The following is a 21,740-nucleotide window of genomic DNA, read 5'->3' as shown; positions in this document are numbered from 1 at the left end:
CGGCGCGGAAACCCCGTCGGGCGTGGACCGGTCGCACCAGGTCGGACGCCGGGGACGGCACGGTCGAAAGCGGCGGAAGTCGACGAAAAGTCAGGAAAGGGTCAGCCGGCGCAGCCCGCCGTCGGCACCCACCCGGTAGATGTCCAACCGGTTCGCCCCGGGCCGGAACAGGTGGTCGTCGGGGAGGAAGGCGGCGAACCGGCGGCCCCCCTGGTCCCTCGGCACCACCGGGACGACCGCGCCGACCCGGCCGTTGACGGCGACCGCGAGCAGCGTGCCGTCGGGCACCTGCCGGGGCACGCTGCCCCCGACCAGGGCCGGCAGCTCCCCGGACGCCGGATCGACGTGGTCGAACGCGGCCAGGTCCGCCACGGTGGCGGTGCCGCCGGCCGGCTTCTCCCCCACCGTCGTACCGACAAGCGGATGCGGGGCGGGCGGCACGGGCCGGGCCGGCACCCCGCCGGGGAGGACGATCCGCTCACCGGGCCGGTCGTAGAAGTACTTCTCGGTACGCTCCCGCGGCGGTTGCTTCGCCGACCGCCCGTCGAGCCGCCACGGGATCCGGACGTGCACCTCGTCGGCGATGGTGGGCAGCAGGTCGACGTGCTCCCAGTTGCGGTCGTCGACCCTTCCGGCGCGTTGACCGGGGGCCTTGACGAACATCGGCACCCAGGCGACCTCGCCGGCCGCGTGGTCGATCGCGTCCCGCCCCCGCCCCTGCCAGTCCCTGGTGAAACTCACCCCGTGGTCCGCGGTGAGCAGGAGCAGCGACCTGTCGTACAGGCCGCTGGCGCGCAGCGTCCGCAGCGTCTCGCCGAGCAGCCGGTCGGTGTACCGCAACTGGGCCAGGTGCCGGGCCCGCGCCAGGTCCACCCAGCCCGCGCCGTCGTTGGGCAGGTCGTCCGGGGCGACGTAGCGGGCCCCGGACGGCAGGTACGTCCACGGCGGGTGCGGCATCAACAGGTGCAGGAAGTGCAGGGTCGGCCGGTCGGCCGGGCGCAGGCCGGCGAGGAAGCTGGTGAACCGGGCGGGCTGGTTGTCGTTGAGGCTGTCCCAGCGGAACTTCGGGTCGGCCGGGACCGGTTCGGCGGCGTCCAGGCCCACCTCGGCGGCGGTCTGCTCCCGGTACGACTCCTCCGGGTCGACCCGGCTGTCCACCGGCGCGGCGATCCGGCGCAGCAGCGTGCTGCTCTCCCGCACCAGCACGCCGAGCCCCTGCTCCGGGGCGACCGGCTGGTCGCAGCGGCTGGGCGGGCAGAGCCGGGTGATGCTCTCCTGGGCGCGGATGTCGTACAGGCCGCCGAGGGCGGTGAAGAGGTTGTCCGGGTACTGCGAGTAGTGCGGCGCGGAAGGCTGCGCCGGGTAGCGGCCGGTCAGCATCGCCGGCAGCGCGTACGGCGTCCAGCCGCTGACCCCGGTGGCGTTGCGGTACCAGGTCGCGCCGCCGGCCAGCTCGGCGAAGTTCGGGTAGCGGGTGGCGTCGATCCGCCCGTCCGGGCCGAGCAGCGAGACCAGCGGCAACTCGTCCAGGACGATCATGACGACCGGCGGGTGCGACCCCGGTCCGGCCACCCCGGCGGCGCCCTCGTGCGCCCGGGGCAGCACCACCGCCGAGGCCGGCGAGGCGAACAGGAACAACCCGACGAAGACCACCGGCCCGAGGGCGGCCACCCGCAGCACCCGACCGAGCACCGACCAGCGCCGGTGCGCCGCCGCCCCGCCCGCGCCGACCAGCACCGCCACCAGCAGCAGCGGTACGCCCCGCAGCGGCGTCACCTGCCGACCTACCTGCACGGCAAGCGCGGCCAGCAGCAACCCGACGACGACGGTGTGGGTACCGGTCCGGACCCGGACGCCGGCCAGCCGGGTCACCGCCCCGAGCAGCACCACGACGGCACCGGGCACCAGCGCGACCAACGCCACCAACGCGAGGACGTCCCCGCTGGTGGCCCGGTGGAACAGGAAGAAGTCGGGGCTGCGGCCCAGCACGTCGAGCAGGGGTTGGGTGACCACCAGGCCGACCAGGGCGACCACCTCGCCCGCCCGGCGCAGCTCGACCCGCCGGGTGGACGGGGTGGACTCCCCGTCCGCCCCGGGTGGTGCGACGGGTACCTGACGGCGGCTCGGCGTACTGGTGAGGGTCGGTTCAGCCATCCACCACCGCCTGGTAGAGCGTCCGGGTTCCGGATGGCAGGTCCTGCTGACGTTCGACCCGGCAGCGGAGGGCCAGCAGCCGTGCGAACTCGTCGCTCCGGTAGTCGGGGAAGAGCCCGGCCGGCTTGTTCGCCAGCAGCCGCTGCGCCATCGGGTCCTCCGGGTGGACGAACTCCACCACCAGCCGGCCGCCGGGCCGGACGTAGCCGACCAACTGGTCGACCACCTCGGACAGCGGCACGTTGCGACCGATCGCCAGGTGGTGCACCACGGCGAGGGCGAGCACCACGTCGGCGTGGGTCCGGGCGGCGAACCCGGCCCGCTCCACGCCCCGCCAGCCGCCGCCGGGCGACGGGTCGGCCAGATCCATCACCAGCGGCAGGATCCGCCGGTCGCCCTCGGCGCGCAGCACCCGGTAGAGGGCGTCGACCACGGCCGGGTCCTGCTCGACGGCGACCACCTGGGCGGCGCGTCGGGCGGCGATCCGGGCGTAACGGCCGTCGTTGGCGCCGAGGTCGAGCGCCAACCGGGCGGTGTCGCCGGCCGCCACGGCCGCCGCGACGAAGTCCTCCTTGGCCGCCCGGTCCGCCGCGCTGTAGGCACAGGTGCGCTGGTAGTCGACCCAGTGACCGCCGTCGACCCGCCGGTCCAGCCGACGGACCAGCTTCGTCAACCGGCGTACGGTGGCCAAGGCCAGGCCGCGGGAGTAGCCCGCGTCGCGCAACTGGGCGGCGACGGCGCTGCTGCTGGCCGCGGCGTGCCGGGCCTGCATCGCGCCGTGCAGGTGCACGTGCGTCGGCACGCCGGGCAACAGTCGCCGGATGCCCCGGAACAGCGGGCGCAGCTGGTCCGGTTCGATGCCGTCGACCCGGGCCCGCAGCCAGGGCTGGAAGTCCACGCCGAGGTGGGCCTGGAGCAGCAGCGGGTAGAGCAGCGTCTGGCAGAACTGCCGGTAGCCGGCCCAGGGCTCCCCCTCGACCAGCGGCGCGAACGAGCCGATGTCGATGAACACCGGCGTCGCACCCTGCCACTGGAGGTTGTACGCCGACCCGTCCTTGACGGTGAACCCCGCTTCGAGGGCCCGGCGCAGGATCTCCAGGTGCAGCAGGGCGGCGTCCCGCAACATGCCGAACGACCACTCGTACGGGTGCGACACGAACGGGATGCGCTCGTGCCGCAGCACCGTGGTCCACCCGGTGTCCGGCAGCGTCGCCGGGTCGACGACCGTGGTGCCGCAGACCTTGCCCTCGGCGAGCAGCGCGGCAAAGAAGTCGCTGGCCGCGAGGGCGCGCCAGTCGGCGGCGGCCCCGGGGCCGAGACCGCGCAGCACCTGCTCACCGAGGTGGAAGACCCGGTTGGCGGGGTCGCGGAAGGAACCCGGTTCGGCCCGGATCCCGAGGTCGGTCGTGGTCATCCGCGCACCCGCCGTCAGCCGTCGGCAGGCTGGCGCGGCTGCCGGTCGGTCGGGATGACCTCGGCAGGTCCGGTGGGCAGCCGGCCTACGGCGGCCCCGGTAGGCTCGGCGGACAGCCTGTCGGCGGCGGGTTCGGTGGGCTGGCGACCCAAGCGGGCCGCGAAGCGCCGCCAGTAGAGCTTGGCGGCGACCGCCGCACCCGCTGTTCCGCCGACCACCGCCTGCACGATCAGACTGCCGGACCCCGCGTCCAGGTAGGCCAGGTGCATCATCGGCCGCTCCCTTCCCTCGCCGTCATGGACCGCCACCAGGCACGCCCGCAATGGGGCTTTTAACCCTGAAAGACGGTTTACTCCCTTGACACCGTACGTCGTCCGTCCCGACCGCGAGGGCACATGGATGCCTCCGCCCCCCTCCGCACCGTCCGTTCCGTTCAAGACCCCGACCCGGGCGCCGTTCTAGCCTGACCCCATGACGCCTCGCTTCGATCTCGTCAGCACCGCGGTCACCGACATGGCCCGCACCCTGGACTTCTATCGTCGGCTCGGGCTGGACATCCCGGCCGACGCCGACCACGAGGACCACGTCGAGGTCCCCCTGCCGGGTGGACTGCGGCTGGCCTGGGACACCGTGACGATGCTGCGCGGTTTCCACCCCGAATGGACGCCGCCCAGCGGTAGCCCACGCGCCAGCCTCGCCTTCCGGTGTGCCGATCCCGCCGAGGTGGACCGGTACTGGGCCACGCTCACCGACGCGGGGTTTCACGGCGAGGTCGCCCCCTGGGACGCCTTCTGGGGCCAGCGGTACGCCGTCCTGCACGACCCGGACGGCAACGGCGTCGACCTCTTCGCCCCCCTCGACCCGAGCTGACCCGTTCGACCAGCGACGGCCGCCCGCTCCGCTACTGCCCCCGGCGGGCCGACACCCGGTCAGGATCCTGTCGGGAGCAGGGCCGGGTGTTGGTGCTGTTCGGGTCCTGTCGAGCTGATGACGTCAACGACTCACCTGACCGACCTGCCCACCGGCTTCGCTGCCGCCGGGTCGGTTCGGGGCGAGCGGGAGCCGGCCGATCTCCTCCCGGAACCGGTCCATCGGGTGCTCCGGACGGCGAGGGCCCACCATCGCCGCCGACATCGAAGTACTCCCGTCGGACAGCTGCGAGAGGGCGGGGTGGTGAGTCGTTCGGGTCATCAGCTCGAAAGGACCCGAACAGCACACGGTCGGCCCCGGCTACCCGCTGTCCGCCGGGTGGGGCCGGCGCTCACCATGTTGCCGGAGCGCCAGGATCGCACCAGGGCCGCACCCAGGTCGCACCAGGGCCGTCCCGATCAGCCCGCTGACGCCGCCCCGGCCTCCGGCTGCCCGGCGATGGCTTCGACAGCGAACTTCCGGGCCACGCAGGGCAGGGCAGCACCGCAGGGCAGGGCAGCACCGCAGGGCAGGGCAGCACCGCAGGGCAGGGCAGCACCGCAGGGCAGGGCAGCACCGCAGGGCACGACAGCACCCACAGGGGCAGCACAGTAGGGCAGGGCAGCACGGGAGACCGGCGCCGCAGGAGGCGGGGGTCACGGGGTGAGCAGCGCGGTCGGCGGGACGCCCGCCAGGGCCCGGGCGTCGCGGGTGAAGTGGGCCTGGTCGGCGTAGCCGGCGCGGGCGGCCACCTCGGCCAATCCGACGCCGCGACGGGCCAGGGCGAGGGCTCGGTGCAGCCGCAGGATGCGGGCGAGGGTCTTCGGGCCGTACCCGAAGAGGGCTTGGCTGCGTCGGTGCAGGGCGCGCGGGCCGAGGCCGACCTCGACGGCGGTCGCGGTGACCGTGGCACCGGCGGCGAGCAGCGCGGCCACCCGGGGGCCGAGCGGGTCCGCGCCACCCACCCGGGCGAGCCGCTCGGCAGCCACCGTGGCCAGGTCGGCGGCCGTCGGCGACGTGCCGAGTTGCTCGGGGAGCCGGATGGCGGCCCGCCCCCAGAGGGCTTCGAGGGGTACCCGGCGGTCGCGCAGCTCGTCGGCGGGGATGCCGAAGACGGCCGGGCCCACCCCGGGAGGTAGCCGGACACCGCGCCAATGCTCCCCCGGCGTCGACACGCTCAGGTGCGCCGTGCGGTCCGGCCCGGCGACCAGCAGGCCCGACCGGCTCGACCAGAGCAGGTCCAGGCAACCGTCGGGCAGCACGCGTGTCGGCGGGGCGTCCGGGCGGCTCTCGCTGGCCCAGAGCACCGCGCCGACGATCGCCTCCGCAGGTCGTTCCCGGTACACGGAGCCAGCCTGCCACGTCCCTGGCTGCGAGCACGCCACGACACCGGCCACCGGCCCGAACCGGACAAAGACGGACACTGCAACAGGTCGGACACCGGGGCGTCACCTGGCTGGTCGCCGTCGGATAACTTCCTCGGCTTTGCGTTCCCGCAGCTCTTGTGCAGGACGAACGTTTGTGCAACTGTCATCACCCAGTTGAGCAATCGTTTGCGCAAAGGAGTGTGGCTGGTGCGGATCGCGGTTCTGGCAACCGGTGGGACGATCGCGTCGCGGTGGGACCCCGACGAGGGCCTGGCCGTGACCGACTCCGTCGCGGACCTGCTGAAGAACGTCACCGTCACGGCAGACGTCGAGATCCACGGGTTCGACCTGTCCTGCCGCCCGAGCTTCGCGCTCTCCCTGGACGACATGCTCACCACCGTCCACGCCGTCCGGGCCAAGCTCGCCGACGGGTTCGCCGGCGTCGTCGTCACCCACGGGACCGACACGTTGGAAGAGGCCGCCTACCTGACCGGGCAGCTCACCGGGCCCGACGCCCGCGTCGTGCTGACCGGCGCGCAACGCAGCGCCGACGAACCCGACTCCGATGCCCGGCGCAACCTCACCGACGCGATCCGGGTGGTCAGCGCGCCGCAGCCGATGGGAGCGGCGACGGTCATGGGTGGCGTCGCCTACGCCGCGGTGGAGAGCCGCAAGGTGCACACCTCGGCGGTGTCGGCGTTCTCCGGCGGCACCGCCGGGGTGCTGGCCCTGGTGGACCCGGACGGCGTGCTGCGGGTGTCGACCGCCGCCCGGGGCAGCCACTACGCCGACCGACCGGTCCCCACCACGCTTCCCCGGGTGGACCTGATCAAGCTCGTCGCCGGCGCGGACGGCACCCACCTCCGCGCGTCGCTGCGCGCGGGGGCCGCCGGGATCGTGGTCGAGGCGTTCGGGGCCGGCAACGCGCCGCCCGCGGTCGCCGAGGCCGTCGGGGAAGCCCGCCGGCGCGGCGTACCCGTGGTCATCACCAGCCGGACCGGGGCGGGCCGGGTCCGCCCGGTGTACGCCGGCGGCGGCGCCACCCTCGCCCGTGCCGGCGCGCTCTTCGCCGGTGACCTCACCGGCACCCAGGCCCGGGTGGCGCTGGCCCTCGCCCTGGCCGTCGAAGCACCCGGCGCCGTGCCGGAAGCCCTGCGCACCATGGTGGAAGGACGTCGACCGTGAAGACCGAAGCAGTGACCATGAACGGGTACGGCGGCCCCGAGACGCTCACCCGCACCGAGGTGGACCTGCCCGAGCCCGGACCGGACGAGGTCGTGCTGCGGGTGCTCGCCGTCGCCGTCAACCACCTCGACGCCGACCTGCGCAGCGGGGTGTCCCGGATGCCGCTGCGGCTGCCCCACGTGCTCGGCCGCGAAGTGGTCGGCGTGGTGGAGCGGCTCGGCTCCCGGGTCACCGACCGGGCCCCGGGCGACCGTGTGCTGGTGCTGCCGAACACGCCCTGCGGGGCCTGTCCCCGCTGCCTGGGCGGGCGCGCCAACCTCTGCCCGTACGCCGACATGCCCGGCATCACCCGGTGGGGCGGCTACGCCCGGCACGCGGTGGCCCCGGCGCGCGGCCTGCTCGACATCGGCGACCTCGATCCGGTGGTCGCCGCCGCCACCCCGATCTCCTTCGGCACCGCCTGGCGCACCCTGTACTCCATCGGCCGGCTCGCCCCCGGCGAGTGGGTCCTCGCCCCGGGTGCCGCCGGTGGACTCGGGCACGCGGTGGTCCAGCTCGCCAAGCTGGGCGGTGCCCGGGTCGTCGGCCTGATCGGCGACCCGGCGAAGGCCGACTTCGTCTCCTCCCTCGGCGCGGACGCGGTGCTGAGCACCCGCAACCCCGACTGGGCCGCCGAGGCCCGGGAGATCACCGGGGGCGCGGGCTTCGACGTGATCGTCGAACACATCGGCGGCGACGTCTTCGAGGCCGCGCTGGGCACCCTGGCCCCCACCGGGCGGCTGATCGTCGGCGGCGGCCACGCCGGGGAGCACCCGCACCTCGACCTCATCGAGACCTTCCGCAACGAGTACGAGCTGCGCGGGTCGCGCAGCCAGCGCCCCGACGAGATCGCCCGGGTGCTGGGCCTGGTCGCGACGGGACAGCTCACTCCCCGGGTCGACGCGGTCCTCGCGCTGGCCGATGCCGGCCGGGCCCACCAGGCGCTCGCCGACCGGCGGGTCCTCGGCAAGCAGGTGATCACCCCGTGACCAGCCACCGGCGGGGCGACGCCCGTGACGACGTGTTGGCCGCGCTCGTCGTCAGCGCCGTGGAGGCCGCCGACGCGCTGCTGGCCACCGGCGGCGGCCAGGTCCTGGTCCGGCAGGTGGCGGCCCGGCTGACCGCCAACGCCGTCGCGGCCCGTGGGCAGTTGCCCGCCGGGCTCGACACCGCCGGTGACCCGGACGGCCACTGCACCCTGCTGGCCGTCCCGGGCGGGACGGACCAGCCGGCGCGGGCCGCGGCGGTGACGGCGGCCGCGATCACCGTGAGCCAGTGCGACGAGGGGCTACGCGAGTCCCGGGGGCACCCGGGGCTGCACGCGTACGCCGCCGCGCTGGCCGTCGCCGAGGCCGACGACCGCAGCCTGCGGGTGTTCCTGCGGGCGCTGGCGGTCGGCTGGGAGGTGGGCGCCCGGCTCGGTCTGCTGCTTGGCGCACCCCGCCCCGGGGTGCACCCGCACGGTGGGTGGGGCACCGGCGCGGCGGCGGCCGCCGCCGGGATCGTCGCCGGTCAGGACGCCCCCGCGTTGACCGACGCGGTGAACCTGGCGCTGACCGTGGCGCTGGCCGGGCCGGAGGCCGACACCCGCCGGGGACGCGCCGCCCACTACCTGCTGCCCGCCCTCGGCACCGCCCACGGGGTGACCGTCGCCCGGCTCGCCGGTGCCGGGTTCCCGGCCACCGATCCGGCGCTGCCCCACCTCGGCCGGACCGCCCACCAGGGGCTGCCGGGCGGGGCCGGGGTGGACGCCGCGCTGCTGGCCCGACCGCTGCTGCCGGACGCCTACTTCAAGCCGGTGGGGGTCTGCGCGCACACCCTGACCGGTTGGACGGCGGCCCGCGCGATGGCCCGGGACCTGCCGGCCGACGAGGTGGCGGCGGTGACCGTGCACACCTACGCGGGCGCGGCCCTGTTGGCCGAGCGGCGTCCGGTCGGTCGGCTGGCCCGTCAGTTCAGCATCCCGTGGGTGGTGGCCTGTGGGCTGCTCGGCACGGATCCGGGCGCCCCGGACGGCCCACCGGACGACCGGCGGGTGGGGGCGGCACGGCTCGCCGAGCGGGTGGCCGTACGCCACGACCCGGGGTTGGACCAGGGGTATCCGGCGGGCCGACCGGCGGTGGTGGAGGTGACCACGCGCAGCGGGGCACGGCTGACCGGGCGGGCCCGCTTCCACCACGGCGACCGGGAGGACCCGATGACGGCCGACGAACTGGCCGCCGTGGACACCGCGCTGCTGCGCACGCCGGGGGCACCTGCCGGGGCGGCCGATCTGCTGCACGGGCTGACCCGGGCACCCGGGGCGACCCGACTGCGAGACCTCACCGCGCTGGTCCGGGGTGGGGCACCGAATCCGAACGGCGGTCCACCGCCGGTTCCCGCTGGGCCCGGCCCATCCAGCAGAGAGGACACGACGTCATGGTGATCAGAGTCGAACCCGGCACCGAGCGGGACTTCGTCGGCTACGGCGCGGACCTGCCCCGCGTCGAGTGGCCCGGTGGCGCCCGGGTGGCGGTGAGCCTGTGCCTGAACTACGAGGAAGGTGCCGAGCACAGCCTCCTCGACGGCGACAGCGTCAACGAGTGGGTCGGCGAGATCTCGTACACGCCTACCAGCGCGGAGCACCGGGACCTGTCCCAGGAGTCGGTCTACGAGTACGGCAGCCGGGCCGGGGCGTGGCGGCTGCTGCGGTTGTTCGACCGGACCGAGACCCCGGTGACCGTGTACGGCTGCGCCGAGGCGTTGGCCCGTAACCGGCCGCTGACCAAGGCGTTCGTCGACGCCGGGCACGAGATCTGCTCGCACGGCCTGCGCTGGCGGGAGCCGTCCGGGATGACCGAGGACGAGGAGCGGGAGGAGATCCGCCGGGCGACCGCGCTGATCACGGACCTGTGCGGGGAACGCCCGGTCGGCTGGTACTCCCGGTACGCCCCGTCGGACCGGACCCGGCGGCTGCTGGTCGAGGAGGGCGGCTTCCGCTACGACTCGAACGCCTACAACGACGACCTGCCGTACTGGGTGCAGGTGGCGGGGCAGCGGCACCTGGTGCTGCCGTACACCCACACCTACAACGACGGCCGGTTCGCCTTCAGCCCCGGCTACGGCAACCCGACCGACTTCTTCGAGAACTGCCGGCGGGGCATCGAGTACCTGTGGGAGGAGGGCGAGACCTCCCCCAAGATGATCTCGATCGGGCTGCACGCCCGGCTGATCGGCCAGGCCGGTCGGGCCTCCGCGCTGCGCGACCTCATCGCCTGGGCGCAGGACCTGCCCGGCGTCTGGTTCGCCAGGCGGCGGGACATCGCCGACTGGTGGCACCACAACTACTCCGACCTGCCGGCCCACGGAGGGCAGTGACCATGCGCATCGAGATCGACAACGTGGCCAAGGGTTATCCCCGGGCCGACGGGAGCCGGCTGTCGGTGGTCGGCAGCCTCAGCACCACGATCGAGCCGCAGGAGTTCGTCTGCGTGATCGGGCCGAGCGGGTGCGGCAAGTCGACGCTGCTCGGTCTGCTCGGCGGGCTGCGCCGGCCGGACGACGGGGAGATCCGGTTCGTCGGTGAGCGCAGCGCCGCCGGGCCGCTCACCTCGATCGTCTGGCAGGACTACGCGCTGATCCCGTGGCGGTCCATCGTGGACAATGTCGCGTTCGGGCTGGAGCTGCGCGGGGTGCCCGCCGGCCGGCGGCGGGAGGTCGCCCGGGAGCACCTGGCGATGATGGGCATCGAGGCGTTCGCCGACAACAAGCCGCACGAGCTGTCCGGCGGGATGCGCCAGCGGGCCGGGATCGCCCGCGCGCTGGCCAGCGACCCCGAGGTCCTGCTGATGGACGAGCCGTTCGCGGCGGTGGACGCCCAGACCCGGACCCTGCTGCAGGACGAGCTGCTCCAGGTCTGGTCCCGGCACCGCAAGACGGTCCTGTTCATCACGCACAGCATCGAGGAGGCGCTGCTGCTGGCGGACCGGATCATCGTGCTGGGGCCCCGGCCGACCCGGGTGGTCGAGGAGATCCGGGTGCCGTTCCCCCGGCCGCGTACCCGCGACGTCGAGTTGGACCCGCGGTTCACCGAGTTGAAGCGTCACCTGTGGGCGCAGCTGCGCGACGCCACCCTGGCGGCCGAGTGGGCGGAAGCGAAGGGGGACCGATGAGCGAGCAGAGCGTGCCGGCCCGGGAGCGGGCGGCCGACGAACCCGTGGTCCGCTACGCGGTGGACCCCCGCGCGGAACGCCCGCCCGGTCGCGGCTTCAAGCTGCTCAGCAGCGGGCTGGGCAGCATGGTCCCGGTGGTCGTGGTGCTGGCGCTGTGGCAGGCCGGCAGCATGGCCGGACTGATCGACAAGACCTTCTTCCCGGCCCCGTCGGAGTGCGTGCAGGCCCTGGTGGACCTCTTCTCCTCCGGGGAACTGCTGCCGAACGTCGGGATCACCGCGCAGCGGATTCTGCTCGGCTTCCTGCTCGGCGTGATCCCGGCGACGCTGCTGGGCATCGCGATGGGGCGGTCCCGCTGGGTCCGGGTGCTGATCGACCCGCTGATCGCCATCACGTACCCGATCCCGGTGGTGGCGATCCTGCCGCTGCTGCTGGTCATCTTCGGCACCGGCGGACGGCCGATCGTGGTGCTCGCCGGCATCATCTCGTTCTTTCCGGCCGTGGTGAACGCGATGTCCGGGGTGCTCCAGGTCGACGAGCGGCTGATCCTGATGGCCCGCAACCTGGGTGCCGGCCGGCAGCAGATCCTCTGGAAGATCGTGCTGCCGGGTGCCCTGCCGTCCATCTTCGCCGGCATCCGGCTGGCCGCCGGGCTGGCCCTGCTGGGCACCATCGCCGGCGAGTTCCTCGCCGCCAGCGACGGCGTCGGGTCGATGACCTGGCGTTACTGGCAGATCTATCAGATCGACAACATGTACGCCACGCTCGCGGTGATCGCGGCGATGGGCTTTTTCCTCACCACGGTGACGCTGCGCGTGCAGCGGCGCTTCTTCAGCTGGACGGAGGGCCAATCATGACAATCAAGCGGATCACGACGATCAAGAAAAAGGGTGTCATCGCCGCGCTGTTGGGGGCGAGCCTGCTGGTAGGCACCGCGGCCTGCGGTGGCGACGCGGAGTCGAAGGGCGCCGGCGGCACCGACAAGGTGACAGTCAACTCCCTGGAGATCCTCTCGCTGGCCCCGATGATGGTGGCCGACGCGAAGGGCTTCTTCGGAAAGCACCAGGTCGAGGTGGAGTTCAGCAACGCCGACATCTACTCCCGGCTGGCGGTGCAGGGCCAGGGCAAGCTGGACGTGAACATCCCGGGCACCGGTGGGGCGCTGTTCAACGCGGTCAACCAGGGGCTGCGGGTGCGGGCGGTGGCCGACCGGCAGCAGTACCGGTGCGCGTCGGACAACCTCCTGCTGGCCCGGACCCAGTCCTACGACGGCGGGCTGAAGAGCGTGGCCGACCTCAAGGGCAAGAAGGTCGCGATCCTGGCCAAGGGTTCGACCACCGAGTACTGGCTGGACCGGGCGCTGGGTGAGGTCGGGCTGAAGCAGTCCGACCTGGCGCAGATCGTCACCCTGAGCTACCCGGACACCGCCAACGCGCTCAAGAGCGGTGCGGTGGACGCCGGCTTCGTGGTGCAGCCGCTGGCGTACCAGCTCATCAGCGACGGGCAGGCCAAGCGGGTGCTGGCGATGAACGAGGTGGCGCCCAACCAGGAGCAGGGCCTGATCACCATGTCGCAGGACTTCATCAGCAAGCGGTCCGACGTGGCGGCCCGGTGGATGGCCGGCTGGCTGGAGGGCGTGCGCTACTACCAGGACCCGGCCAACAAGGACGACGTGATCAAGATCGTGGCGGAGCGGACCAAGGCCCCGGCGGCGACGATCAGCAAGCTGTACGGCACCGACCAGTGGCCGTACATGGACCCGAACGGCCGGGTGGACACCGCCACGGTGGCCGCCGAGGACGGCAAGTGGCTGCTCGACAACAAGATCATCGAGAAGCTGCCGGAGGTCGGTGACTGGCACGACGGTTCGGTCGTCGACGCCGCGCTCAAGATCGTCGGCGAGGTGCCGGTGAACCGCGACTGCGGCGGCGTACAGAAGCTGGAGTCCTGATGTATCCCCGTCCGAGCCGGCTGGCCGAGGTGCTGCGCGACGGTGGCGTCGCCCTGGGCAGCCTGACCCTGCTCCAGGAACCGGCGATCGGCGAGATCCTCGGCGCCCTCGGTTACGACTTCGTGGTCGTCGACACCGAGCACGCCGCTGCCGACGAGCAGAGCGTGCTGGCGATGGTCCGGGCGGCCGGCTCGGCGGGGACCACCCCGCTGGTCCGACTGCGCCGGATCGAGGAGAAGGACCTGCTCTGGTCGCTGGACAGCGGCGCCGGTGGGGTGGTGCTGCCGTTGGTGGAGACCGGCGTGCAGGCCGTCGAGGCGGCCCGGCTGACCCACTACCCGCCGGTCGGCGACCGGACGCTGTGCTCGGCGGCCCGTGCCGCCGGGCACGGCACCGCCCGGGGCGACTTCGACCGCTACCTGACCTGGGCCGGGCAGAACACCACAGTCGTCGCGCTGGTCGAGACCCCCACCGGACTGGCCAATCTGGACGACATCCTCGCCGCCGACCTCGACGTGCTGATGCTCGGCCGGGCCGACCTGTCGGTCAAGCTGGGCCTGGGCTACCAGCCCACCCACCCCGAGGTGGAGAAGCACGCGATCGCGTTCGTCGACCGGGTGGTCGCGGCCGGTCGGGTCGCCGGCATGCTCGCCTACTCCGCCGAGGAGGCCCGCCGCTGGATCGACAGGGGGGTCCGCTTCGTCGTCTACTCCCAGCCGGAGATGCTGCTCTCCGACGCCTACCGGCGGGCCCGCGACGAGATCCTCGGCGGTACGCCGTGAGCCTGCTGGTGACCGGCGGGGCCAGCGGCATCGGCGCGGCCGTGGTCGCCACCGCCCGGGCCCGGGGCGAGACGGTGCACGTGCTGGACGTGACCACCGGCGTGGACGCCGCCGACCCGGTCGCGGTGAACGAGTTCGTCGACGCGATCGGCACCCCACGCCGGGTGGCCCACCTGGCCGGGGTGGTCAGCGCCGGTGGCATCGCGCAGACCACCCTCGCCGAGTGGGACCGCACGCTGCGCAACAACCTCACCGCCGCGTTCGTCGTCAGCCAGGCCGTGGTGCCCCGGATGGCGGCGGCCGGCGGCGGGTCGCTGGTGCTGATGAGCAGCCTCAACGCCCGCGACGGTGGCACCCGGCTGTCGGGTACGGCGTACGCGGCGGCGAAGGCGGGAGTGCTCGGCCTGATGCGGCACCTGGCCGTCGACTTCGGACCACAGGGGGTACGGGTGAACGCCGTCGCGCCCGGCCCGGTGGCCACCCCGATGCACGACCGGCTCACCGCCGAACAGAAGGCGGGGTTGCGGGCCCGGATGCCGTTGGGCCGGGTCTCCTCGGCGGAGGAGATCGCCGACATCGTGCTGTTCCTGCTCTCCGACTCCTGCGCCACGGTCACCGGCACCACCTTCGATGTGAACGGAGGCAGTCATCTCAGCTAGGTTGCCGGGTACGAGTACGGGTGCGGCACGGGAGGCACAGTGAACAAACGGGTGACGTTGCGCGATGTCGCCGGCCTCACCGGTGTGCACGTCTCCACCGTCTCCCGGGTGCTGCGCGGCGACGACGTACGGGTCAGCCCGGCGACCGCGACCCGGATCGTGGCCGCCGCCAAGGAACTGGGGTTCCACCGGGACCGCTGGGCGGCCAGCCTGCGCAGCGGCAAGACCGGGGTGATCGGCGTGCTGGTCCCCCGGATCACCGACATCGTGCTGGCCACCGTCTTCGAGGGCATCGACGCCGCCGCTGCCGCCGCCGGCTACCAGGCGGTGGTGAGCAGCAGCTGGGACGACGACGAGGCGCGGGCGCTGCGCATCGAGCGGTTGATCGGGGAACGGGTGGACGGGCTGATCATCGGCGACGCCCGGCGCAACGACCCGATGCTGGCCCGGCTGGCCGCCGACGGGGTGCCGTTCGTGCTGGTCAGTCGGGCCTCGCGGGGTTTCCCGTCGGTGACCGGCCGGGACCGCCTCGGTGGTCGGCTCGCCGCCGAGCACCTGATCGACGTGGGGTGCCGGCGACTCGCGGTGATCGCCGGCCCCGACCACGCCAGCACCTCCGCCGACCGGGTCGCGGGCTTCCTCGCCGCGGCGAAGGCCCGGGACGTACCGGTCGATCCCCGGTGGGTGGTGCCGTCCACCTTCGACGTCGCCGGTGGGGCCTCGGCGATGGCCCGGCTGCTGGCCACCGGGCAGCCGGACGGCGTCTTCGCGGTCAACGACTTCGCCGCGATCGGGGCGATGGGCACCCTGCGCGACCACGGACTGCGGGTGGGTCGGCAGGTGGCGGTGGTCGGCTACAACGACATCGACGTGGACGCCCAGCTCCTGGTGCCGCTCACCTCGATCCGCACCCCGCTGCGGGACATGGGCTCGCAGGCCCTGCACGCCCTGCTCACCCGGCTCGGCTCGGGCAGCGCCACGTCGGTGCGGCTGGCTCCGGAACTGGTCGTCCGGGCGACCACCGCCGACTTCTCCCCGGACGCCACGCCCGACCGGTAGCGCCCGACCGGCGGCGCACCGCCGGCCGGGCCGTCTGTTCCGGCGGGCTGCGCCATCGCCCGCCCGACGCCGTCCGCCGGGTCAGCTCCGGCGGTGGTGCATCGCGAGCCGGAGCAGCAGGAAGCGCAGCGCCGTCGCGGCCAGGTTCGCCGCCACCAGCACCACCAGTTCGACCGGCCGGGACGGGGTGCCGGCGGCGTGCAGGGCGGCGAGCGAACCACTTGTCAACGCCAGGCCGAGGGCGAAGGCGAGCAGCCCCTGGAGGTGGTGCCGCCCGGCCGCCCGACGACCGGTGATGCCGAAGGTGAGCCGCCGGTTCGCCGCGGTGTTGCCCACCGCCGTCACCAGCAGCGCCAGCAGGTTCGCCGGTTGCGCGCCGAGCACCCCCCGGGTCGCCACGAACAGCACCAGGTACGCCACGGTGCTGACCACCCCCACCAGGGCGAACCTGGCCAGTTGGCCGGGCAGCCCGACCGGCACCCGCGCCGGTGGTGCGGTCAACGGTGCCCGACCCCACTGCTCCCGCAGCGTGGCCAGTGGTAGCGCCCCGGTGACCAGCGCCCGGCCCAGCCGGCCGATGCCCCGCAGGTCGGCCAGGGCGGTGGCCACGACGTCCACCCGGCTGTCCGGGTCGTCGACCCAGTCCACCGGCACCTCGTGGATGCGCAGTCCGGCCCGCTGGGCGAGCACCAGCAGTTCGGTGTCGAAGAACCAGCCGGTGTCCTGCACCAACGGCAGCAGTTCCCGGGCCACGTCGGCCCGGATCGCCTTGAAGCCGCACTGCGCGTCGGAGAACCGGGCCGCGAGGGTGCCGCGCAGCAACAGGTTGTAGGCCCGGGAGATCACCTCCCGCTTGGTGCCCCGCACCACCCGGGAGGTGCGCGCCAGCCGGGTCCCGATGGCCAGGTCCGAGTGGCCGGAGATGAGCGGCGCGACGAGCGGCAGCAACGCGGCCAGGTCGGTCGACAGGTCCACGTCCATGTACGCCAGCACCGGGGCGTCCGAGGCCGACCAGGCCACCCGCAGCGCCCGGCCCCGGCCCTTGGCGGTCAGGTGCCGTACCTCGACGTGCGGCAGTTCGCCGGCGAGCGCCTCGGCCACCGCGAGGGTGCCGTCGACGCTGGCGTTGTCCGCCACGGTGATCCGGAACGGGTAGGGGAAGTGCGCGCTGAGGTGGGCGTGCAGCCGGCGTACGCAGGGGCCGAGGTCGACCTCCTCGTTGTAGACCGGCACCACCACGTCCAGCACGGCGGTCGGGGTGCCGGCCCGGGTCTCGACGGCCGGCCGGGGAGCGCTGGTGTGGGTCATGGCTCAGCCCTGCCCTGCGTTGCTCAGGTCGTAGACGGTGACCCCGTCCACGGTCTGCGCCGGGAAGGTCTCGGTGACCCAGGCGGCGATCTCCTGGGAGGCGGAGCTGCCCCCGTTGGCCCGGAAGCCGCCCCCGCCGACGAAGTAGTGGATCTTCCCCTCGGCCACGTACGCCTGGAACTGCGCCAGGGTGGGCGACGGGTCGCTGCCGTTGAAGCCGCCGATCGCCATCACCGGCCGACCGGTGGCGAGCTGGTAGCCGGAGGCGTTGTTGGAGCCGACGGCCGCCGCGACCCAGGTGTAGTCGTCGGCATCGGCGTTCAGCAGCGCCTTCAGCGCGGCGCTCGGCTCCCGGGAGTCGAGCAGCCCACCCATCCCGCCGGCCATCCTCCCCTGGCCACCCCCGGTACGCCCGCCGTCCTGACCGGTGCCGCCGTCCTGACCGGTACCGCCGGGGAAGCCGGGGAACTGGCGCGTACCGCCGTTGGCGGTGCCGCCGGGGAAGCCGGGGAACTGGCCCGTACCGCCGTTGGCGGTGCCACCGGGGAAGCCGGGAGGCTGACCGTTCCGGCCGGTGCCGCCGTCCCGGTTGCCGCCCGGGAAACCGCCGCCGGGGAACTCCATGCCCCCGTCCATCCGGCCACCGGGTCCGCCGCGACCCGGGCCGAAACCGCCCTGCACGTTCGGGCCGGCGCTAGGGATGGACCCGGTGTGCGCGGTGCCGGCGGTCTGCGCCGCGTACGCCGCCGGGCCGGCCAGCGCGGCCGACGCGCCGAGCACCAGCGCCACCGGCACCAGCCGCCGGGGCAGCCGCCGGGCGAGCACGATCAGCACCGCCACGGCGAGGCCGGCGACCAGCACGGGCGTGCGCAACCAGGGGTGGAACTCGGGACTGCGGCCGAGCAGCCGCCAGGACCACCAGGCGGTCACCGCGAGGGTGACGGCCAGGGTGACGGTGGCGAACGGCCCCCGCCACCGGGCGCTGACCGCGGTAGCGGGCGCGGTGACTGCGGTCCGGCGCTCCTGCCAGAGCAGGACGGTGCCGATGCCGACCAGCGCGCCGACCGCCGGGGCCAGGGCCACCGTGTAGTAGGCGTGGAAGATGCCGGACATGAAGCTGAAGATCAGCCCGGTGACCAGCAGCCAACCGCCCCACAGCAGCAGCCCGGCGCGACGGCGGTCGGTACGGGCCGCCCGGCCCGCCAGCACCAGGCCGGCGACGAGCAGGATCAGCGCGGCCGGCAACAGCCAGGAGATCTGGCCACCGACCTCGGTGTCGAACATCCGCAACCAGCCGGTCCGCCCGGAGAACGGCCCACCGCCGCCGCCCATCCGGGCACCGCCGCCGACGCTGCCCTCCTCGTCACCGGTGATCCGGCCGAGGCCGTTGTAGCCGAGGGTCAGCTCCAGGATGCTGTTCTGCTGCGAACCGCCGATGTACGGCCGGGCGCTGGCCGGGACCAGTTCCACAGTCGCCACCCACCAGCCGGCGGCCACGACCAGCCCCAGACCGGCCAGCAGCAGCTGCCGGATCCGCCGCCAGAAGCCGGTCGGCGCGGCCAGCAGGTAGACCCCGGCGAAGACCGGGACCACCAGGAACGCCTGAAGCATCTTGGTGAGGAAGCCGAAGCCGACAAGCACCCCGACCAGCACGATCCACCTGGTGCTGGCCGTCTCCACCGCCCGCACCGTGGCGTACGCGCCGAGCACCAGCAGCAGGACCAGCAGCGCGTCCGGGTTGTTGAACCGGAACATCAGGGTGGCGACCGGGGTGAGCGCCAGGACCGTTCCGGCGATCAGGCCGGCGGTCGGGCCGTACCAGCGGCGGACGGTGGCGAACAGGACGCCGACCGAGGCCACACCGAGCAGCGCCTGCGGCACCAGGATCGCCCAGCTGTTGAGCCCGAAGATCCGTACCGACAGGGCCATCAGCCACAGCGAGGCCGGCGTCTTGTCGACGGTGATCGAGTTGGCCGCGTCGGAGGAGCCGTAGAAGAACGCCTTCCAGCTCTCCGCGCCGGCCTGCACCGCCGCCGAGTAGAACGAGTTCGCCCAGCCGGAAGCGCCCAGGCCCCACAGGTAGAGCAGGCCGGCGCCGAGCAGCAGCACCGCCAGCGCGGGTCTCACCCAGCGCGGGTCACGTCGTGGTGGGGCGTCGTCCGCGCCCGGGTGGACCGACGCCGACCGCGCCGGCGGTACGGTCGCGGCGTCGGGCGGGCCCGACGGCGGTACGGTCGCGGCGTCCGGCGCGCTGGCCGGCGTCGTCAGCAGGCTCTCGGTTCTGTCCATACGGCCAGCCTGGGCGAGCTGGTTGGGCCGACCCCGTGACCCGGCTATGCGTGGGCTGTGGAATCCGGCGGTGTGGGGGCAGCGGCATCCGGCAGCCGTACCGTGAAGACGGTGCGGCCCGGTCGGCTCTCCAGTGCGACGGTGCCGTGGTGGGCTTCCACCACGGCGGCCACGATGGCCAACCCGAGGCCGGTGCTGCCGTGTTCCCGGGAGCGCGAACTGTCACCCCGGGCGAACCGTTCGAACACTTCGTCGCGCAGCTCCGGCGGCACTCCCGGGCCGTCGTCGGTGACGCTGATCTCCACCGCGCCGGGCACCGGGGCGATCCGGGTGGTGACGGTGGTGCCGGGTGGGGTGTGCACCCGCGCGTTGGCGAGCAGGTTCGCCACCACCTGGTGCAGCCGGACGCTGTCGCCGGGCACCTCCAGCGCCTCGTCGGGCAGGTCGAGCTGCCAGCGGTGTTCGGGACCGGCGACGTGGGCGTCGCTGACCGCGTCCACCACCAGCGCGGTCAGGTCGACCGGTCCGGTGGCCAGCGGCCGGCCGGAGTCCAGCCGGGCCAGCAGCAGCAGGTCGTCGACGAGGCTGGTCATCCGGGTGCTGGCGGACTCGACCCGACGCAGCGCGTGGGCCACGTCCGGCGGCACCCGGTCCCGGCCCCGGCGGGCCACCTCCGCGTAGCCCCGGATCGCGGCCAGCGGGGTCCGCAGCTCGTGTGAGGCGTCGGCGACGAACTGGCGTACCCGGGTCTCGCTGGCCTGCCGGGCGGCGAGCGCGGCGGCGACGTGGCCCAGCATCCGGTTCAGCGCCGCGCCCACCTGCCCCACCTCGGTACGCGGGTCGGTGTCGGCGGCGGGCACCCGTACCGACAGGGCCACCTCGCCCCGGTCCAGCGGCAGTTCGGCGACCCGCCCGGCGGTGGCTGCCACCCGGTGCAACGGGCGCAGCGTGGCCCGGACGATCAACGCGCCCAGGCTGCCGGCGACGAGCAGCCCGGCGGCGGCGACCCCCGCCTGGGCGACTACCATCCACCACACCGTCTCCTGCACCACGTGCAGGGGAATGGCGAAGACCACGACGACGCCGTCGGGGAGCTGGCGGGCCACCGCCCGGTAGTCCCCGCGCTCGCCCAGCTCGACGGTGTGCGGCACGTGATCGGTGGGCAGCCTGGTCAGCGGGGTCACCTCGGCGGCGGCGAGGGCGGCGGTCGCCCCGGAGCTGGTCCGGATCCGGGCCGACAGCGTTCCCTGCGGGGTGAACCGCATCCCGATCGAGTCCACCGGGAACGTCGGCGGCGGGTCGGGCGGGGTCTGCCGGCCGCTGCTCTGGTCGAGGGGGCGTTGCTGGTCCGGGCTCCGGTCCCCGAGCAGCCGACTGTCGTAGCGGCGGTTGTCCCCGGCGAGCTGGGTGTCGACCTGGTAGATCAGGAAGTGCCGCAGCGCGATCGTGGTCAGCCCGCCGATGCCCACGCTGACCAGCGCGAGGAGCCCGACCACCGCGAGCACCAGCCGGCGGCGCAGCGACCAACCGGCCACCCGGCGGCGCGGCGACCAACTCACCAGCCGGCGGCGCGGCGACCAGCCGGCCCACCGCCCGCGCGGCGAGCGGTCGGTCCGGTCACGGCGCGGGCTTGAGGACATAACCGGCGCCGCGCAGGGTGTGGATCATCGGCGCCCGCCCCACGTCGATCTTCTTCCGCAGGTACGAGATGTACAGCTCGACCACGTTGGCCTGCCCGCCGAAGTCGTAGTTCCAGACCCGGTCGAGGATCTGCGCCTTGCTGAGCACCCGGCGCGGGTTGCGCATCAGGTAACGCAGCAGCTCGAACTCGGTGGCGGTCAGGGTGATCAGCTCGTCGCCCCGGCGTACCTCGTGGCTGTCCTCGTCGAGGGTGAGGTCACCGACGGTGAGCACGGCCTCCTCCCGGGCGGTCACCGCGAAGCCGGTGCGACGCAGCAGGGCGCGCAGCCGGGCGATCACCTCCTCCAGGCTGAACGGCTTGGTGACGTAGTCGTCGCCGCCGACGGTCAGCCCGGCGATCCGTTCCTCGACCGCGTCCCGGGCGGTCAGGAAGAGCACCGGCACGGTCGGGGTGTGCTCGCGCAGCCGGCGCAGCACCTGGAAGCCGTCCAGGTCGGGGAGCATCACGTCGAGCACCACCGCGTCGGGTTGGAACTGCCGGGCGGCGCTCAACGCCGCCATGCCGTTACCGGCGCTGCGCACCTGCCAGCCCTCGTAGCGCAGCGCCATCGACAGCAGGTCGGTCAGGGTGGGTTCGTCGTCGACCACCAGCACCCGGACGGGCTCGCCGTCGGGGCGGCGCAGCTCGATCCGGTTCGGTGCGGTCTGCCCCTCGGTCACCATGCCCCCATCGTGGGACCGGTTACTGGTCCTGACCTGTGCCCATCCTGTGTGCCCGCTGTGCGCGTGGCGGTGGCCCCGCTCGAACCGTACCGGGCCGGACGGTCCCGGA

At 73.9% G+C, this 21,740-nt stretch carries 19 protein-coding genes; 11 read left to right on the top strand and 8 right to left on the bottom strand.

Going from position 1 to position 21,740, the window contains the following annotated elements; genetic code table 11:
* Positions 1-90 precede the first annotated feature (90 nt).
* From OHQ87_RS07365 to OHQ87_RS07355, 3 genes are read right to left on the bottom strand one after another with little or no spacing between them, the layout of a single operon-like run.
* Positions 91-2,154, bottom strand: a complete 2,064-nt coding sequence (locus OHQ87_RS07365; RefSeq protein WP_328346189.1) for a sulfatase-like hydrolase/transferase — start codon at positions 2,152-2,154, stop codon at positions 91-93.
* The gene (locus OHQ87_RS07360) at positions 2,147-3,568 is read right to left on the bottom strand and encodes a methyltransferase (RefSeq protein ID WP_328346187.1); all 1,422 of its coding nucleotides are present in this window, start codon (positions 3,566-3,568) and stop codon (positions 2,147-2,149) included. The genes OHQ87_RS07365 and OHQ87_RS07360 overlap by 8 nt, the downstream gene beginning before the upstream one ends.
* Positions 3,569-3,582: 14 nt before the next feature.
* Entirely contained in the window at positions 3,583-3,840 is a 258-nt protein-coding gene (locus OHQ87_RS07355) for a hypothetical protein (protein WP_328349129.1), read from the bottom strand.
* Positions 3,841-4,039: 199 nt separating this feature from the next.
* On the opposite strand from OHQ87_RS07355, the gene OHQ87_RS07350 reads away from it, so the two are divergent.
* Positions 4,040-4,438, top strand: coding sequence for a VOC family protein (locus OHQ87_RS07350; RefSeq protein WP_328346185.1), 399 nt, complete (start codon positions 4,040-4,042; stop codon positions 4,436-4,438).
* A gap of 695 nt (positions 4,439-5,133) precedes the next feature.
* Here OHQ87_RS07350 and OHQ87_RS07345 read toward each other — a convergent pair.
* A complete protein-coding gene (locus OHQ87_RS07345; RefSeq protein WP_328346183.1) occupies positions 5,134-5,823 on the bottom strand; it encodes a helix-turn-helix transcriptional regulator in 690 nt (229 codons plus the stop codon).
* 228 nt (positions 5,824-6,051) lie between these two features.
* Here OHQ87_RS07345 and OHQ87_RS07340 point away from each other — a divergent pair, with 228 nt between their 5' ends.
* From OHQ87_RS07340 to OHQ87_RS07295, 10 genes are read left to right on the top strand one after another with little or no spacing between them, the layout of a single operon-like run.
* Positions 6,052-7,029 (top strand): asparaginase, encoded by a 978-nt coding sequence (locus tag OHQ87_RS07340; protein ID WP_328346181.1) that lies wholly within the window; start codon positions 6,052-6,054, stop codon positions 7,027-7,029.
* A complete protein-coding gene (locus OHQ87_RS07335) occupies positions 7,026-8,057 on the top strand; it encodes a zinc-binding dehydrogenase (protein ID WP_328346179.1) in 1,032 nt (343 codons plus the stop codon). The genes OHQ87_RS07340 and OHQ87_RS07335 overlap by 4 nt, the downstream gene beginning before the upstream one ends.
* Positions 8,054-9,493 (top strand): MmgE/PrpD family protein, encoded by a 1,440-nt coding sequence (locus tag OHQ87_RS07330; RefSeq protein ID WP_328346177.1) that lies wholly within the window; start codon positions 8,054-8,056, stop codon positions 9,491-9,493. Before OHQ87_RS07335 ends, OHQ87_RS07330 begins: the two co-directional genes overlap by 4 nt.
* On the top strand, positions 9,487-10,425 hold the full coding sequence (locus OHQ87_RS07325) for a polysaccharide deacetylase family protein (RefSeq protein WP_328346175.1): 939 nt from the start codon (positions 9,487-9,489) through the stop codon (positions 10,423-10,425). The genes OHQ87_RS07330 and OHQ87_RS07325 overlap by 7 nt, the downstream gene beginning before the upstream one ends.
* 2 nt (positions 10,426-10,427) lie before the next feature.
* Positions 10,428-11,219 carry an ABC transporter ATP-binding protein gene (locus tag OHQ87_RS07320; protein ID WP_328348772.1) on the top strand — a complete coding sequence of 264 codons (792 nt, stop codon included), beginning with the start codon at positions 10,428-10,430 and terminating at the stop codon, positions 11,217-11,219.
* Entirely contained in the window at positions 11,216-12,076 is an 861-nt protein-coding gene (locus tag OHQ87_RS07315; protein ID WP_328346173.1) for an ABC transporter permease, read from the top strand. The genes OHQ87_RS07320 and OHQ87_RS07315 overlap by 4 nt, the downstream gene beginning before the upstream one ends.
* Positions 12,073-13,170 carry an ABC transporter substrate-binding protein gene (locus tag OHQ87_RS07310; RefSeq protein WP_328346171.1) on the top strand — a complete coding sequence of 366 codons (1,098 nt, stop codon included), beginning with the start codon at positions 12,073-12,075 and terminating at the stop codon, positions 13,168-13,170. The genes OHQ87_RS07315 and OHQ87_RS07310 overlap by 4 nt, the downstream gene beginning before the upstream one ends.
* Positions 13,170-13,952 carry an HpcH/HpaI aldolase family protein gene (locus OHQ87_RS07305; protein WP_328346169.1) on the top strand — a complete coding sequence of 261 codons (783 nt, stop codon included), beginning with the start codon at positions 13,170-13,172 and terminating at the stop codon, positions 13,950-13,952. The genes OHQ87_RS07310 and OHQ87_RS07305 overlap by 1 nt, the downstream gene beginning before the upstream one ends.
* A complete protein-coding gene (locus OHQ87_RS07300; protein WP_328346167.1) occupies positions 13,949-14,611 on the top strand; it encodes an SDR family NAD(P)-dependent oxidoreductase in 663 nt (220 codons plus the stop codon). Before OHQ87_RS07305 ends, OHQ87_RS07300 begins: the two co-directional genes overlap by 4 nt.
* Before the next feature lie 39 nt (positions 14,612-14,650).
* Positions 14,651-15,670 (top strand): LacI family DNA-binding transcriptional regulator, encoded by a 1,020-nt coding sequence (locus OHQ87_RS07295; RefSeq protein WP_328346165.1) that lies wholly within the window; start codon positions 14,651-14,653, stop codon positions 15,668-15,670.
* An 81-nt stretch (positions 15,671-15,751) separates the two neighbouring features.
* Here the strand turns inward: OHQ87_RS07295 and OHQ87_RS07290 are convergent, their stop codons facing one another.
* The 4 genes from OHQ87_RS07290 to OHQ87_RS07275 are packed head-to-tail and all read right to left on the bottom strand — an operon-like array spanning position 15,752 to position 21,631.
* Positions 15,752-16,978, bottom strand: coding sequence for a glycosyltransferase (locus tag OHQ87_RS07290; protein WP_328346163.1), 1,227 nt, complete (start codon positions 16,976-16,978; stop codon positions 15,752-15,754).
* Positions 16,979-16,981: 3 nt separating this feature from the next.
* On the bottom strand, positions 16,982-19,267 hold the full coding sequence (locus OHQ87_RS07285) for a glycosyltransferase family 39 protein (protein ID WP_328346161.1): 2,286 nt from the start codon (positions 19,265-19,267) through the stop codon (positions 16,982-16,984).
* Between the two features lie 44 nt (positions 19,268-19,311).
* Positions 19,312-20,826: a HAMP domain-containing sensor histidine kinase gene (locus tag OHQ87_RS07280; RefSeq protein WP_442930801.1), complete on the bottom strand. Its 1,515-nt coding sequence runs from the start codon at positions 20,824-20,826 to the stop codon at positions 19,312-19,314.
* Between the two features lie 58 nt (positions 20,827-20,884).
* Entirely contained in the window at positions 20,885-21,631 is a 747-nt protein-coding gene (locus OHQ87_RS07275; RefSeq protein WP_328346157.1) for a response regulator transcription factor, read from the bottom strand.
* Positions 21,632-21,740: the final 109 nt, after the last annotated feature.

The organism is Micromonospora sp. NBC_00421, assembly GCF_036017915.1.
Taxonomy (GTDB): Bacteria; Actinomycetota; Actinomycetes; order Mycobacteriales; family Micromonosporaceae; genus Micromonospora.
The sequence above is the reverse complement of the archived record's forward strand: the minus strand, read 5'-3'. Positions and strand labels throughout refer to the sequence as shown.